11 protein-coding genes are annotated in these 16,254 nt (G+C 52.2%); 7 read left to right on the top strand and 4 right to left on the bottom strand.

Annotated elements, in window-relative coordinates:
• The first annotated feature begins 425 nt into the window (after nt 1-425).
• A complete protein-coding gene (locus ACO06L_RS10950) occupies nt 426-1,898 on the top strand; it encodes a site-specific integrase (protein WP_202348236.1) in 1,473 nt (490 codons plus the stop codon).
• A gap of 138 nt (nt 1,899-2,036) precedes the next feature.
• The gene (locus ACO06L_RS10955) at nt 2,037-6,140 is read left to right on the top strand and encodes an AAA domain-containing protein (RefSeq protein ID WP_202348235.1); all 4,104 of its coding nucleotides are present in this window, start codon (nt 2,037-2,039) and stop codon (nt 6,138-6,140) included.
• On the opposite strand, the gene ACO06L_RS10960 is transcribed toward ACO06L_RS10955, so the two are convergent.
• Entirely contained in the window at nt 6,123-7,370 is a 1,248-nt protein-coding gene (locus tag ACO06L_RS10960) for a DNA cytosine methyltransferase (RefSeq protein ID WP_202348234.1), read from the bottom strand. The genes ACO06L_RS10955 and ACO06L_RS10960 overlap by 18 nt on opposite strands.
• Nucleotides 7,371-7,607: 237 nt before the next feature.
• Here ACO06L_RS10960 and ACO06L_RS10965 point away from each other — a divergent pair, with 237 nt between their 5' ends.
• The 3 genes from ACO06L_RS10965 to ACO06L_RS10975 all read left to right on the top strand — a co-directional run bounded on the left by ACO06L_RS10965 (nt 7,608) and on the right by ACO06L_RS10975 (nt 10,705).
• Nucleotides 7,608-8,168 carry a recombinase family protein gene (locus tag ACO06L_RS10965; RefSeq protein ID WP_202348233.1) on the top strand — a complete coding sequence of 187 codons (561 nt, stop codon included), beginning with the start codon at nt 7,608-7,610 and terminating at the stop codon, nt 8,166-8,168.
• A 385-nt stretch (nt 8,169-8,553) separates the two neighbouring features.
• Nucleotides 8,554-9,303, top strand: a complete 750-nt coding sequence (locus ACO06L_RS10970; RefSeq protein ID WP_202348232.1) for a hypothetical protein — start codon at nt 8,554-8,556, stop codon at nt 9,301-9,303.
• Nucleotides 9,304-9,664: 361 nt separating this feature from the next.
• On the top strand, nt 9,665-10,705 hold the full coding sequence (locus ACO06L_RS10975; RefSeq protein WP_202348231.1) for a hypothetical protein: 1,041 nt from the start codon (nt 9,665-9,667) through the stop codon (nt 10,703-10,705).
• Between the two features lie 215 nt (nt 10,706-10,920).
• On the opposite strand, the gene ACO06L_RS10980 is transcribed toward ACO06L_RS10975, so the two are convergent.
• Nucleotides 10,921-11,715, bottom strand: a complete 795-nt coding sequence (locus tag ACO06L_RS10980; RefSeq protein WP_064229971.1) for a substrate-binding periplasmic protein — start codon at nt 11,713-11,715, stop codon at nt 10,921-10,923.
• Nucleotides 11,716-11,986: 271 nt separating this feature from the next.
• Here ACO06L_RS10980 and ACO06L_RS10985 point away from each other — a divergent pair, with 271 nt between their 5' ends.
• Nucleotides 11,987-12,583, top strand: coding sequence for an exopolysaccharide biosynthesis protein (locus tag ACO06L_RS10985; RefSeq protein ID WP_064229970.1), 597 nt, complete (start codon nt 11,987-11,989; stop codon nt 12,581-12,583).
• A gap of 191 nt (nt 12,584-12,774) precedes the next feature.
• Nucleotides 12,775-13,662: a chemotaxis protein gene (locus tag ACO06L_RS10990; RefSeq protein ID WP_064229969.1), complete on the top strand. Its 888-nt coding sequence runs from the start codon at nt 12,775-12,777 to the stop codon at nt 13,660-13,662.
• Here ACO06L_RS10990 and ACO06L_RS10995 read toward each other — a convergent pair.
• Both ACO06L_RS10995 and ACO06L_RS11000 read right to left on the bottom strand, forming a co-directional pair.
• A complete protein-coding gene (locus ACO06L_RS10995; RefSeq protein ID WP_064229968.1) occupies nt 13,659-14,522 on the bottom strand; it encodes a hypothetical protein in 864 nt (287 codons plus the stop codon). The two genes, ACO06L_RS10990 and ACO06L_RS10995, sit on opposite strands and share 4 nt — an antisense overlap.
• Nucleotides 14,523-14,568: 46 nt before the next feature.
• The gene (locus ACO06L_RS11000; RefSeq protein ID WP_064229967.1) at nt 14,569-16,239 is read right to left on the bottom strand and encodes an acetolactate synthase large subunit; all 1,671 of its coding nucleotides are present in this window, start codon (nt 16,237-16,239) and stop codon (nt 14,569-14,571) included.
• Nucleotides 16,240-16,254 lie beyond the last annotated feature (15 nt).

Consider the following 16,254-nt stretch of genomic DNA (forward strand, 5'->3'; position numbering starts at 1 on the left):
TGAATAGGGAATGAAGCCCCATTTCATAAAGCATCATCTGTCCGTGATCTGACTGGAGGTAGTAGTACGCACCATACAAGAGCGCGATGGTCAGCAAGTTAGCAAAGAGTACAGCGAGAACCGTCCCTGTAAATCTCACAATCAGCTCCTTTGATACTGTAAAAACACATCTAGTTCATAAGCATAGTAGCGATTTAATGGAAAGGATGGGAGGCAGTTTCCGTAACGAAAGGTGTCAACAAAGTGTCCACGCCGCTGTGATTTGTTGTGGTGTTGAGTGGCCTTCCGTTTTGCCAAGCGCCTGTTTTGACGGAGATAGTGGATTACTGTGTTCCTGCGAAAACCTGCGGCATCGGGTTCAATTCCCGCCGTCTCCACCAAACAACCGGTGGACGCCAAGTCTGGTAAGGCTGGCGGAGCTGAAAATGAAAAAGCCGTTTGGTTTTGGTCACGAAAGTGGTCACAATCAAGCGGCTTTTTTTATGAACGGCAAATACCTTTTGCAGACGGCCTCGGGCCAGTATCGATTCCGTATACGTATTCCTACGTACCTAGTCCTGGAACTCGGAACCACTGAAATTCGGAAGTCACTTGATACGGACTCTCGTCAGCTAGCAACCCTTCGGGCAGCCAAACTGGCGGCTGAGTACAAACTTGCGTTTAGAACAATGAAAAAGAAGCCATCAAAAAGAAGAAACGATCAGGAGACGTTCTCAACAGAGCTGATCACGTTTTTCGATGCAAACCACAACCCGGTAACTATCGACTTCGAAGGGGATGCAGAGAAAGAGCTTGAGGCTGCGAGAGAGCTTATGAGCCTCACGCAGAGCATTAGGCAACCCCAGACTAACGCCCAGGCAAAACCACTGCTCTCTGAAGCGATAGAGCGCTATATCGTAGAACAGACTTCAAGAGGCCTGAACCCACGATCCATAGCCGATTATTTAGCCATGCTAAAGGACTTTCTGGAGCTTCACGGCGACATGCCTTTGGCCAATGTGACACGCGAATCGGTAGTGAAGGCCTACGCTGCGTTTAAAAAGCTACCGCCAAATCGCAATAAAAAGCCACAATTTCGCCACCTGTCTCTCAAAGAAATCCTGGATACTGAGCCATCCGAGACCATTTCTGGGTCCACCACACGAAAATTCGCTTCGAGAATTAGTCAGTTCTTCAATTGGTGCGTCAAATGGGAGATGCTGGCTCGAAATCCCGCTTCCGGCCTAATGGAAAAGAGGGGCAACGAATCGACCGAGCGATTACCGTTTGAGGACGCCGACCTAGAAAAGATTTTCGGATCGAGCGAGTACCAGAACTCAGATTTCAAACATGGTTACCAGTACTGGGTTCCTCTGATTGGCCTCTTCACCGGAGCTAGGCTTAACGAAATCTGCCAACTTCGTATTGAAGACGTCATGATGGTAGATGGAATTCACTGCTTTAACATTACCGCCGAAGCTGGACGACTAAAGACATCAGCAAGTGAGCGCTATGTTCCTATCCACTCCCGACTAATAACTCTCGGACTATTAGACTACGTCAAATCTCAAAGACAGAAGGGTGCAGGGGTTTTGTTCCCTGAGCTTCGTGGGGAACGTGAGGGGCCTGGCCAGACAGCATCAAAATGGTTCGCTCGATATAGAAAAAGGTGTGGTGTAACCGATCGCAAAAAGCCCTTCCATAGCTTTCGACACACTGTCTGGACTAGGCTCTCCCGCTGCGGATGCCCTGACTATGAAATCGACGATCTCATTGGTCATGAGTCTCAGTCTGTTGGAACTCGAAGGTATCGAAGCCGCCTGCTCCCCGAACACCTCGCCAAAACGGTAGAACTACTGGCTTTCGACCTAGCGAGCATCAGCGCCTTGGAAAATTTAAATAACCAAAACAATAATTAAACATCACATCCTGCGCCCGAAAACCTAAGACTGAGGGATGTATCAAAAATACATTTAGCCATTTTCTTTAAAGTCGCTTTCGGCTAGCCTCCAGAGTTGTCTTAGACCAATAAAGCAGCAATGGACAGGGAGTAGTATATGCCGGAGCACGCAGCGCCCAACAAGATTGGGGTGAGTGAAATAGGTGAGTTTGTTCGTTTTGAGTCCTGCGAGCGGCGACTAAAGCTAGCCTACAACGACCGAGCTATTGGCAAAGATTTGCCTCATTCCGAAAGGCTATTCAACACCCTGGATCCAATTCTTCAGCAAATGGGCGCCGAATCTGAGGCGTTCTGGGAGAAAAACCTCCAGGAAGAAGGCTTTTACACTATTCCCCAAGGCGAGGAAGGTCTAAATCTAAAGCAGGTTCTGTCTGCTTTTTCAGGAATTGATCCCGGAACTAATGCCTACGCTAGAGAAGTAACTCTAGAGTGGACTTTTGGTTCCTTTCGCACCACTGGTAGAGCTGATTTCATTACTCTTATGTGGAACGAGGGAACACCAATAATCCGCATTGTTGAAGGGAAGGCCAGCAGGAAAGATAGAACCTATCACCGAATCCAGCTTGCAACTTACATACTGATCACTCGCAACCTTATCAACGAAGAAACGTATAACATTAACGGCCATGAGATAGACCCCGATTTTATCGAGGGCACCGTTGTACGTATCGACAAAGACACTAACGCATATCAAAACATCGTCTCTACCCCTCCCCTAAATCTAGACACAGAGATATCTGATGTGGAGAGACTATTCTCCTCAACGGGTCTCCTCGAGCGTGTTTCCCAAGCTCCACTGGATAGCCTGTCGTTTCAAATCAGCACCAAATGTGACGGCTGCGTTTTTAGTGTTCACTGCCTGCCAGAGAGCGCCAGACAGCGCAGGCTTGAGCTACTCGGAATAACACCTTCGGTAGTTCGGGCTCTCAATAGAAGGGAAATAAAAACCTTAGATGCTCTGGCTGGCATAGATCTGCAATCAGATTTGGCTAGCTCGGTCGTAGCTGATGAAGATTTCGATGAAAACCTAACTCAACTCCAAGCGAAAGCAAAAGCCAGGCTTTCCACTCTCCCAGATAAAGAAGCTCCTGAATTGAAGGGGTATACGGTTGAGACACTGCCTAACCAAGGCCTTAGCCAGCTGCCTCTCCACACAATGGGCGAGAATCGCTTGATTCGGGTCTATCTGTCAGTACATTACGACTACTCCGAGAACCGATTAGGGGCAATCTCGGCTCACATCTCCAGCAGCGATTTCGAGATCTCTACCCCATTCGAGACGACCCAAGAATCTCAGTATAGGCCCGCGGCAAAAATAGAAGAGAAATCGGAATCGAGTACTCGAGATATCCAGAACGCCAGTAGTAAAGACATAGCTTTCGTACAAACGAGTAAATGGACTAGATCTCTGGAAGAGGATACGGCCTCAGAAAGAGCCCTACTTGAACAGTTTTTCCAGGAATTACTCGAATCCATTACGGAAATTGCTCAATCCAGTCACGCCCCGGTTCATTTCTATGTCTATACCAGATCAGAGATGACACAACTCATTGAAGCATGCTCGCGGTGTGGCTCTCGCCTTCTTGGGCACCTTCGAGAACTGCTAGGCTGCAGAGAACCTACTGAACAACTAATTTTCTCGGTGCTCCAGAGTGAGATCTCGAACCGATTTGCTCTTGGGTGGACCGGTCAATCATTGAGCGTCGCGAGTTCTTTGAGGTGGTTTGGTAATACTTTCCATTGGACTCGGACTGTAGCTGGGAAAAGAGTAGAACTCGACAAAGTTTTCGAACAAGACATATTCGATTTTAAGTCGACTCTTCACCTCGATTCGAACAACGAATGGGCAGCTCCGGGTGATGAAGGGGCACAGCGATTTAGATTTGAAATCAGGAGTCGATTTAATGACACGCTCTCTGTGCCATATTGGCATGCTTTCTGGGGGACACTCCCCAAGCCCACTGAAGTAAAAGATGCAAAAGTAAGCGCCTCCATTAAACGCTACATGAGAGTGAAAGAAACACCGGGTCTTTTCAAGGCTTACCTTAAAGCCCGAGGCCATGCGCTACGCTGGCTAGAGGAACGCATAAAGTACAAAAACCCGGAGATTGAAAAAACCCCACTCAATCTCTCTCGATTGCACCAATTTCAACTCGGCATTCATGACACGTCTGCCGCAGCAATTGACTTCCTCCAACTTGATCACCACGTTGCCGTTACCGACTGGCTGGCAATCCATACCCAACCTCCTAGCCGTCGAATTCAAGGGGGACGGACGATCCCCGTGCGTGATGCTAAAAGAAATTCGGATGAAATCACCGCAGTTTTGGATGTCTGTGCACTTGGCCTAACCAATGAAGACTTCCATCGGCGAAGCTCTCTGGATACAGGCTCATTTGTCCGGTTGAACCCACGCAATGAAGACTTGAATGCACCGCAAACTATAAAGCAGCTTTGGAAAGCTGGGATAACAGGTATTGTTAAAAACATTGATTGGCAAGCAGGGACAATTTCTCTGGAACCCATCTTTTCCCGCGAGACAAACTACTGTCTTCCAAGCTGGGACCCGGAAGCTGGCAATGAAATTTTTTCATACGCAACAATCGATGAGAGTCCAAGCGACTACGTGGCATCAAAGGTAGAAAGTAGGCTCAAGGACAGCAAAGGCGCCCATGTCTTCCCGTGGTTTGATCCAACCTGCCCAGAACTACCCAGTGCCAGTCCTATCCCGAATAGTAAAGAAAAGAAGCTTGAGGATTGCTTAGATTGTTGGGTTTTGCCAAACGGTCATGGCCTAAAAGACGATCAAAAAACAGCCGTATTAAACAGCACAGCAACGACTGTTCACCTGCTCAAAGGACCTCCTGGAACTGGAAAAACGGTTACTACCGCATCCTCTATTTTGGCGCATGCCGCAGTAAGACTGGAAAAGGGCGCAGTAATTCTCGTCGGTGCGAACACACACTTAGCAGTAGACACTTTGCTTTCCAGGCTTCAGGAGTATTCAGCAAGCTTCGCAGGCGCAGCTGAATCTGTTGGATTGAAAGTAAAAGACTTAACCTTTTCTCGTGTTCACTCCAAAGATGTTCCCGATGAGCTAAAAGGCCTGACAGATGTAGTGCACATCAAAGCAGATGCGCCTACACGAGCAATCCAAAAGATGTGTAAGGGCGGTATCGCCGTAATTGGTGGAACAACATCAGCTCTCCTAAAAATGTGCGCGAAACACTCTAAGAGCTCGTCGTTCAAGAGTACTCCAACCGGTTTTCTAGCTGATTTACTAGTAGTCGATGAAGCAAGCATGATGGTCTTTCCACACTTTTTGGCTTTGGCATCCTTAGTCAACGAAAAGGCCCAAATATTGTTAAGCGGGGACAACCGTCAGCTACCGCCAATCGTAGCAAACGACTGGGAATCAGAGGATCGCCCACCGACCCAACTCTACCAGCCTTACGTGAGCGCCTACGATGCTGTATTGCGGCTCGTTGAGGAGAGCGAAGTGGATTCGAGACAATGCACTCAATCGCCACTTACCTTCACTTTCCGGCTTCCGCCGGTTATTCGTGATCTAATCTCACGGGTCTATAGTCTCGACCAGATTCAATTAGAGGGTCCTGATGAAACCACGCAGACACCGAATGGGCATAGCCAAGAAGACAACCCGCTAACCAAAATCTGGAGCAACACTGCAGGACTGATTCTTCTGGTACATGAAGAAAACGCTTCGAGAAAAAGCAATAGTTTCGAGGCCAGCCTGATAAAAGAGTTCCTATCAGTGCCACAGGAACTCCCAGATGGCTCTGTAGCAGTAATCACGCCTCATCGAGCCCAAAGAGCACTGCTCAAAGAAGAACTCAAAGCTTTCGAGCAATGCACGAACGTTATCGATACTGTTGAGCGGCTTCAAGGGGGTGAGCGGCCAATTATCATAGTGTCAGGCACTGAAAGTGACCCTGCAGCGATCGGCGCATCTGCCAGCTTTATACTAAACCTCAACAGGGCGAACGTTGCTTTTTCGCGAACACAAGAGAGACTAATTGTAGTCTGTGCTCAGTCTTTGCTCGACCATATCCCATCAGAACTTGATGACTATGAATCGGCAATGCTCTGGAAGTCGCTGCGATCCGCCTGCAAGCACCTCATATTTGAGTCATCAATGGATGACATCAAAATTCGCGGATATTCACCCGTGAGCTACTGAATGCTCCTTCGCCCACTTCGAGGCAGCGGGCCCTTTCCCGCTGCCTGGATGGCGACGATGTGGGCCGACTAAATCAAGGTACTTATCTGGCACAGAGGCTAATTCATATGCGGGAATACAAGCGCTTGTAGGGTTCAATGCCAACGACAGGGAAGAATCGTAAGGAAGTCTCAAAAGATCGCTCCACACCCTGCGAGCTACAGCTTCGGCCATTGCAGAAGGAACAGCGTTACCGATCTGTTTCCTCGCTTCACGGTAACTACCAACGATGTTCCAAGAATCGGGGAACGTTTGAAGCCTACACATCTCTCTCACTGACAAGTGCCTATTTTCCCAGTGAAAAGGACCTGTTGCCGGGCCGGGCGAAGCAGGCAGTGTCCAAGATGGGAGTTCTCTCGAGAGCTTTAACAAGAACGACCAATATCTGGTGCGCCATCCGAATAGCGGAACACCCTCTCCCTCCGGAGTATGGTAGAGATAATTTCGCCCCTCAGGTATCGAGGGCAGCAAGTCCGCCCATTTGCCTCCAAGCGCCAAATCTCGACGTTCCGCATCCCCGACTTCTAGCCCGTCAAAAGCATCGAAAGCTGAAATGAGCGGAGCCTTCTTTGACGAAGCGGAGGCGCTATTGGTCGTCACCGGTGAACGAAACCTCTTTCCGTCCCTGTAAACAACAATAAATGCCCTTTCTCTGCGCTGCGGCACCCCATAATGTACCGCATTAATAACAGTCAAAGTGCTACTGTAATTCGTGCCGTGCTTCTTATTGATTTTCCTCAAGGAGCTGCGTATCAAGCGGAGCCCTTCGTTTTGTTTTCGATAGGCAAACGCCGGAACGTTTTCAATGACTACGGCTCTAGGCAAAAGCTCCTCAACGAAATCCAGGGTCTTCATCAAGGTTGCTGCCCGAGGATCTGCCATGCTCTTCGCCTTACCATTACTCCAGTAAGAAGCTTTGGAGAACGGCTGGCATGGAGGCCCCGCTAACAAAAGATCTAGCTCGCCAACAGCCAAACCCAAAGCTTTACTGATTCGACCCGATTCCCACAGAGTGACGTCAGATGGGCTTAATAAGGGCCAACCAGGACGATTCAGCTTGAGCGTCTCTCTTGCATAAAAGTCGCTCTCTAAACAACCGACCGTCTCGAACCCTGCCTGCTCGAAACCAATATCCAAGCCGCCAGCGCCGGAAAACAAGGAAAGCACTTTGGGAATCTTAGTGTTGGACATAGCGCCCCAATCGGGATGATTTTATAGCGGCAGATAGTAATGCAACGTTACCTTAAGGTCGAGCTCATCACCGAAATTCCAATAGCAGATCGACAGTTTCGGCTCCAAACAGGGCTGTCAAACTGAAGTATACCCCAGTGTTACTCCCCCAACCTGTAACACCCGACTTCCTTTTCGGTCATTGTTACGCTGTTCTCGACGAGCTCTATAACTTCACTGTGACGCCGAGGAGGCACCATGACCGTTTTCGCCTACTGCAGAGTATCAACCAACGAACAAGACACTTCAGCGCAGCGAGAGGCCGTTTTAAAGCGCTACCCGAGTGCTGTAGTGAGAGAGGAGAAAGCATCCGGTACGAGTCGTTCTGGGCGTCCCGTGCTCGAGCTGTTACTCGAGGTGCTCACGGATGGCGATGTGCTCGTAGTGTGGAAATTGGATCGTTTAGCGAGAAATTTACTCGATCTGCAGAATATCGTTGCCGACGTCGAGCGCAAAGGCGCCAGCCTCGAAATCATCGATCAACAGATCAACACTTCGTCCGCCAGCGGGAAAGCGTTTCTCCAAATGCTGGGCGTATTTGCTGAATTTGAAAACAACCTCCGACGCGAGCGCCAAATGTCAGGCATCGCCAAAGCGAAAATTGAAGGCAAGTTCCGCGGAAGCGAAAAGCGCATTGATCGCGAGAGGGTATCGGCACTGCTCCAAAGTCACATACCGCCATCGGAAGTTGCACGGCAACTCAAAATTAGCAGGCAATCCGTCTATCGAATTATGAAAGAAGTCGTCACTACCCAATAAATACCATAATTTTATTGCATATTTTTCAAAGAGATACGCACATTAACGCACTTTACAGCGAGCCGTGCTCAGGTCAAAAATCAGGGTGGCAATTTCGCCACGATGATTGAGGCAAAAGCTATGAGTGCCAGACCTTCAAGCGACCACCTGTCAACTACCGAAGCTGCCAATTGGCTGGCCCTGACTGTGGAGGCCGCGAAAAACTGGATATACGCCCTAGAATCGAATCGCAGAGGCAATCGCTTCACTAAGTATGGCATCGTGCCGTTCGAAAAAGTGGGGACCAGGGTGTACTACCACAAAGACGATCTAGTCGACTTTGCCAGACGGCAGTTCGGCATCACTTGGGCCTGCTTCTAACGCTAGTTAAAAGGAAAAAAAACGTATGGGCCGCCCGAACAGAATCCTGCCCACGCCAGAGCTAATGGGCGTCGTAGCATCTCGCAGGTTACGTGAACCAGTAATAGGGGTATTAGGTAGTTCTTTCACAAGACTGGATTTCAAAAAATCTCAATGGAAGCGCTACCACACCAGACAAAAACTAACGGCGGCCAACATCACCCTTCATCGAATAGGCAAAGCCTACTCGCTGACCTTGAATCTAAGCCCTAAACTCAGCGCCAAACTGAACAATCCATGCACCGCCCAAGCAACGTTTGACTACGTTCGAGATCAGCTCAACCGGACGTTCAAAGCGGCGGGCGAATCTCGCCCGGTGTACTGGTACGTTTTAGAGAACCTTTCCAAGCATGCAGCTACCCGCAACACCTTTACCTATGGCAATTCATCCCCGATGACGGTCGAGCCCCACATCCACGCTGTGTTTAGCCTTCTAAACCCGCGAGCGAACATTGACGAGCTGTCGCAGCTTCTGAAGAAAAACCTTGGCGGTGGGCGGCCCAGGTCAGTTTGCATTCAACAGCAAGGGACCAGAGAAGGAGATCACATCGAACCTGACACCCTGAGAGGGCTGCTAGGCCCAGTCCGGTATGCCTGCAAGAACATCGCACTGAGATCTCTTTGGCCAGTGTCACGCCCCTTTGTGCTCAGCCGGGCCTTGCAGCAAGAAACCATCAGCACACTTAACTGGCTGTCCTACAACTCCAGCCGACCTAATACGTATAACCCCCTATAAGGGAAAGCCATGTCCGAACGGCTTTGCCCCTTCGAACTTCCTTTCGCCCATGGAAAATTTTACGGTGAGGTTCTGTCATTGCTTTAGAGCCTTACCTGCCTACCCGACCCTGTTGGTTTGGGTCTCCCGAGACTCAAAATCAGCGTCCTTATACCGCCAGCAAAGTTGAAAAAAGTACTAGAAAAGTATGACGAAAAACGCTTCAGGCCGGGGCCCAATCACAATGATCATCTGGCGATGATTCCATTGCACCGACAAAAACCCGTAGGATTGCCGGAAGAAAATGTTTCCGCGGAAACATGGAAAAATTGCAGAAGGACACCCAATGACAACCCCAGACGTCCGTATCAGAAGATTTATAATGCAACCAATGGACCCCGGGGTCAGGCTGTTTAGAACTTGGCAATTCCAGTGTTCAATTATCCTTCCAGGCCTCCTGGCGATCGTTTTCTTCATCTGGATTAGTCAGGTCGAGAATCTAGAATTCGAAATCTCATCTGAAGGCGTCCGGAATCTCTGGATTCACCACAAATTGTCGCTCACGCTCTTAGGCCTCACCTTTCCCCTAACGGCGCTCGTAGCCTCTCACCATCGGTCTGTCCAAGCGTCTGAACAAATCAAGCAGCAGCAATCTCAGAACTTGTTGATCAACCACTTTGCTCATACTGACAAGTTTGTAAACGTCTGGGAGGAGCTTGAGCTCCCCCCGCAACGAGAGCTGCGAATGAGCCTCAGGGCGATCCACCAGCGCATTTATCCAGGCTCATTGGAGGGTAATTTTTCAGTATCTAGCGATTTCGAAAACTTCCTAGGCGTCTTCGTTAATCTGTTCGAGGAAGTCATCGAGGCCGTGTCGGAGGAAGAAGGCCGTCTCGACTTGCAAGCAGAGCTCGACCAATTGGGCCAAAAATTCGCGTACCAAACAGGTATATCTTTATCGTTCAGAACCTCAGACAGCGCCCTAAAACCATTTTCGACATTGTCTTCGGCGACCCGGTCAGTCATCTCTACTATTGAGAAATTGGTAGAAGCTGCGTCATTTTTGCCGCCTTACAGTATTCGCTCGCTTAAATCGGGCCTTGAGCACCTTGAGGACCAGCGTAAGAGTGTGTGTGATGAGCCGGTGCACCGTGAACAACGTCTCTCTGCCATTGGATCGAGCATAGAGAGCCTGTTGGAGCCACTGGGAAGCCAGCACGTTGGCAATCAAGCGAATATCGATAGCATCCGCTCATTGTTCGCCGAACTGGTGGAAAGTGGCAACTATACGAATGAAGAAATCAGGCAGTGGTTCCCTTGGCCGCAAGCCCAACGGAGAGCGATGCACCTACCTGACGATCTCAATGGCTGGGTGATGGCTCACGCTCCTGAAAATTGGCGTCGCCGAATTGGGGCGGATTGATGGCGGATTAATCTCCAACTACCATTAGGTCACAGAGATAGTCACAAACGACGTGTGACCAAACCATCGGAAATGGCAAGACGCTGTTTTCGAGGTGCTTTTTTTCATGCCAGATTGAGGGAACAGACTCCCGCCGTCTCCACCAAACAACCAAGAGAAAGCCCCTGATTTCAGGGGCTTTTTTCGTTACACGCTCTCCAAAACCTGGCCGAACGTCAACGAATCGCCAACGGGCATGCGCCCCTATCCGCCTGCGCCTCTGCCAGCCCAGAGCCTCCGGGCACGCAAACATACCGATTCACAATGGCCGCAAACGTCCCGTCATCCAGCATCGCCTGCAGCACAAGATCAAAATCTGCCACAAACTCGGAGCCAACCGATGCTTTGGAGAAAACGAAGTACGCGGGTTTATTGGACACTACCAGTGAGCTGGGCATGATCTTGTCGGAAAGCCCCAGTTCCTGTATCTCGTACAGGCCGGTTAGCCTGCTGGCAACCACGCCATCGATTCGATTGCGGGCCAGCATTCTCCAGAGCGACTCCCGGCGGGAGAGATACTGAATGTTTTGTTCATAGTCCGGATTCTGGACAAGGGCGCTGTATTCGTCGCTATAAGACACGTTAATCTGGGCGCCGAGTCTGAAATCCGATTCCAGCAGTTCTCGCAACCCGCTCAAATCGAACCTGCCCTCGTCAGACCGCCGAACAAACAAGATATTGGGGGATACCAGGCCAACCACTTTCGAGTAGTGGGCATACTGTTCGCGCTCGGGCGTCTGATAGGCACCGGAGAGCATATCCACCCGCCCGTCACGCAGTTCCCGGAGCGCCCTTGCCCAAGGCAATTTTTCGAAAGAAAGGCCACATTCAAGGCGCTTCATAGCTTCACGAACCAGATCGGCATCAATACCAACCACCTCATCATCCTGGACCATGAAATACGGCGGGTCATCATCCCAGCGCAAGGTGATGTCGCAGTCGCCATAGGTTGGGGCCGCAAAACAGACCATAGACGCCAAGACCAAAGCAGATTTGCGAAAAACTGGTCCAAATAAGCGCGGGGGCAACGACTGTGAGAACGGGAATCCGCTACTCTTGCCTGTATACATCTTTGGTGCCGCTGAGGAAGGAAACTCTGTTCAATATAGACCAATAAGTCCCTGGCTCAAAACCGCTGAAAAACCAGATCGATGCTAACCCTTCCGTCATCTGATGGTCATGCACTCTTTACTCAATCAAGGTAGTGTCTGAGAAATATTGAAAGGAGCCTCAACCAACGCCATGAACCAGCCAGACGACCCAGCCAGCCTGACAGAGCTTCTGGAGCGCCTCCGCTCGAATACCGAGGGACAGGCTCAGGTGTCTGTGGGCGATGTACTGGAAGCCGTCGGTGAGCGCTCATTTGGCCCGCTCGTTCTGATCGCCGGCGTTATTACGCTGGCGCCGCTGATTGGTGACATTCCCGGGGTGCCCACCCTGCTCGGCCTGATGGTGTTACTTACCCTTGGGCAACTGATTTTCCAGCGACACTCGATCTGGATTCCGTCCAAGCTGGCGCGCCGGAACATTGAGAGAAAAAAGCTTGCCAAGGGACTGGACTGGATGGCAAAGCCGGCCCGTTTTATGGATCGCTGGACCAAACAACGGCTACTCTGGCTGGTTCGCGGGCCGGGCCAATATGTTATCGCCATCATCTGTATGGTTGTGGCCGCTGCCATGCCACTGATGGAGGTAATTCCATTCAGCGCCAACGGTGCCGGAATTGCCCTGATGGCGTTTGGCCTGGCCATTGTGGCCCGGGATGGCCTGCTCGCGCTGGTGGCAATTCTGGCGACCGGTGGCACAGCCTGGTTCGTTTTAAACAATCTTCCCTGGTGACGCCACGGCATAGAGAAACTCTGTCACCATTTGAAACAATCCTTCTGAATCCCCGTTCACGGTAAAGCTGCTACTATTGCTACATACCCCTGGTTTGCGGGCTGAACAATGTCCGGCAAACAGCCTGTTGAACCAACTTCTTGAAAAAGCTCCTGCTTCAGGGGCTTTTGCAGTTGAAAGGACCCGGTTTTATGTCCAGCAAAGCGAAGCAGACCCAGAAACTTCTGCTGTTCCGGCTTTCCGGCGAGCGTCTGTTCGGGATCGGTACCCTGAAGATCCGGGAAATCCTGCCTTTCATGCGGCTGACCAAGCTGCCTCACAGCCATCATGCGGTCATCGGCACGGCCACTTTCCGGGGTTCCGCCGTTCCTGTTATTGATATGGCCGCGGCCGTGGGCTACCCACCGCTGACCCGGGAAGAACAGGAAAAGGCCTCGATTATTGTCACGGATATCCAGCGCCAGGAGATCGGTTTTCTGGTGCGCAGCGTTCAGCAGATTATCGAAACCGACTGGAAGGAAGTAATGCCGCCGCCCAAGGCCCTGGGCAACAAGGCCTTTATCACCGGCCTGCTGGACGTGGAGGGCGATATCATCCAGTTGCTGGATGTGGAATTGCTGCTGGCCAAGGTGTACCCGGAATCCCTGGATACCCAGGAGGTAGTGCTCACAGATGTGCAGAGTGAGACCCTCAAGGCCCTGAACATTCTCATGGTGGACGATTCCCAGGTTGCCAGGAAGCAGCTCTCGGATGTGCTGGACAGCAAGGACATCCCCTATCAGGTAACGTCCAATGGCGATGATGCCCTGCAGATCCTGCTGCGGGACCACGAACTGGGCCGGCCCACAGACATCCTGGTGAGCGATATCGAGATGCCGGGGCTGGACGGGTACGAGCTGGCGTTCAATGTCCGGGACAATTCAGCGCTGAAGCAGCCCTACATCATTCTGCATACATCACTGAACAGTGAGATGAGCCTGAGTTATGCCAATCAGGTTGGTGCCAACGAGGCCCTGACCAAGTTTGATGCCGAAGAGTTGCTTCAGGCCATGTTGAGAGGCGCAGAGCAGGCCCGTTAAGGCCTGAGCTGCTCGATGAATTCGTCTGCGTCGGCGCGCATCTCAGCCAGCTTCTGTTGCCACTCATCCTGATAACGGTTCAGGGTATCCTCGCTCAGGCGGGTGAAGCGTTCGCCGGTTTCCGCCACGGTACGACTGGCGTTGGCGAGGGATTCCATGGTCGGATCGCTCAGCTCATCGGCCTGGCGATCCAGATCCCGGGCAGCCTGTTCCAGGATCACCCGGTCCTCCTCGGGTGTTGGCTCATTGTCTTTCAGGGCTTCTTCCACCGAGCGTTCAAGCTCCCGCATGGCTTCTTGCAGCTTTTTACCGAACTCGTCCATGGCGCTCTCTGCCTGCCGGCCCATTTCCTCAGAATAGGCCTCCAGGTCTTGAGCCAGCTGTTCCATTTGCTGCTCAAAGTCGTCTGAGGATGAGGAGAAACGGGCGCTGAGCTCGTCGCCAAGCCGGCTGAGCTCACCCATGATGCTGTTGAACGGGGAGGGATTGAGGATGGCCTCGCCGGTGCGGTCGTAATCCACCAGCCAGTGCTCCTGGACGCGCACAAGGTAGGTGACCAGCTCCAGCCGCTCGCCCTCGGTGCCCGCCTCGGGAGGCAGGCGGGTTACGATGGTGGCTTCACGGTCTTCGATGACCACCCGCCCGAACGATGGCACAGCATCCGTCCAGCTCCGCTGGTAACCGTCGAACGCGGCGGTGTCCGCCAGGGTGGAGTACTCCATCACGTCGCCGGCATCGTTCTCGGCCATGGCCTGCCAGAAGGCCGCCGCCACTTCCTGGGGCGTCTCGGGGTTGCTACAACCGGCGAGCATGGTCAGTGTCAGGGCGGCAATCAGGCCACGGGTAAGGAAACGGATCATTGCTGTGTTACCTCGGGTTCAACATCCGCAGAGCATGATACACCCCTTACAACCTGCAGGTCAGTTCCGCCAGCTCCTCATCAAACACCCGACGGTTTTCACTGTAATCCACCGGCACCTCGACCAGGTGGACACCGCCCTCTGCCAGGGCCTGCTCCAGCGTTGGCCGCAGGTCTTCCGTGCGGGTCACCCGGTGCCCCTTGGCACCATAGGATTCGGCGTAGGTGACAAAATCCGGATTGCGATAGTCCAGCCCGAAATCGGTGTAACCCTCCTGCCCCTGCTTCCACTTGATCATGCCGTAGGCACTGTCGTTGATAATCAACACCACCAGGTTAAGGTTCAGGCGTACCGCGGTCTCAAGTTCCTGGCTGTTCATCATGAAGCCGCCATCGCCGCAGACCGCCATCACCTTGAGATCCGGATACAGCATGGAAGCCATCATCCCGCTGGGCAGGCCGGCGCCCATGGACGCCAGTGCGTTGTCGAGAAGCACGGTGTTGTTGTCGTAGGCCGGGTAATTGCGGGCAAACCAGAGTTTGTACATGCCGTTATCCAGGGTGATGATCCCGTCCTCCGGCATCACCTGACGTACATCATGAACAATACGCTGGGGAATCACCGGGAAACGGGCATCCTCGGCCCGCTCCTGCAGGTGGGCGTCCACCGCCTCTTTCACTTCCATCAGGCGAGTGAAGTCGTGGTTGGCGCATTGGCCACAGTTCTCGGCCATGTATTCCACGCTGTTGGCGATATCTCCCACCACCTCGTGCTGAGGAAAATACACCGGGTCCACGTCGGCAGCACTGAAGTTCACATGAATGACTTTCTTGCCGCCGGGGGTCATGAAGAAAGGTGGCTTCTCCACCACATCGTGGCCGACATTGATCACCAGATCTGCCCGATCTATTGCACAGTGCACGAAATCCCCGGCCGACAGAGCAGCGTTGCCCAGATAACGGGGGTGACGCTCATCCACCACGCCCTTGCCCATCTGGGTGGTAAAGAACGGGATGCCGGTGACATTCACCAGGTGCAGCAGCGCCTGGGACACCCGCTTCCGGTTGGCGCCGGCACCAATCATGATCAGGGGATGCCGGGCTTCGCGAAGCATTTCGCAGGCCATCTCCAGGCTTTTGGGACTGGCTGAGGGCCGGCGGGCATCACTGGGTTTGAAAATATGGGTGTCGGATTCAGGCACCTCGTCGGCAATGTCTTCCGGCAACTCCAGATGCACCGCACCCGGGCGTTCCTCGGAAGCCAGACGGAAAGCTTCCCGAACCTTGGCGGGTATGGTGTTGGCATTGGTGATCTGCCGGGTGTACTTGGTAAGCGGACGCATCAGATCCACCACATCCAGGATCTGGAACAACCCCTGCTTGGAGGATTTGATGGGCTTCTGGCCCGAGATCATCATCATCGGCATACCGCCGAGCTGGGCATAGGCGGCTGCGGTTACGAAGTTGGTGGCTCCTGGCCCCAGTGTGGAAAGACACACACCCACCCGGCCGGTCAGGCGGCCATAGGTGGCGGCCATGAACCCGGCAGCCTGTTCATGGCGGTTGAGTACCAGCTTGATACTGGAGGTCCGCAGAGCTTCAAGGAAGGCGAGATTCTCCTCACCGGGCACCGCGAAAATGTATTCAACGCCTTCGTTTTCCAGCGCCCGGATAAACAACTCGGCCCCGTTACGGGCCGGGGAGTGTTCGTTGGCCATGGCCTTCCTCTTGAT

Origin of the sequence: Marinobacter sp. (genome assembly GCF_965229985.1) — a bacterium.
GTDB lineage: Bacteria > Pseudomonadota > Gammaproteobacteria > Pseudomonadales > Oleiphilaceae > Marinobacter.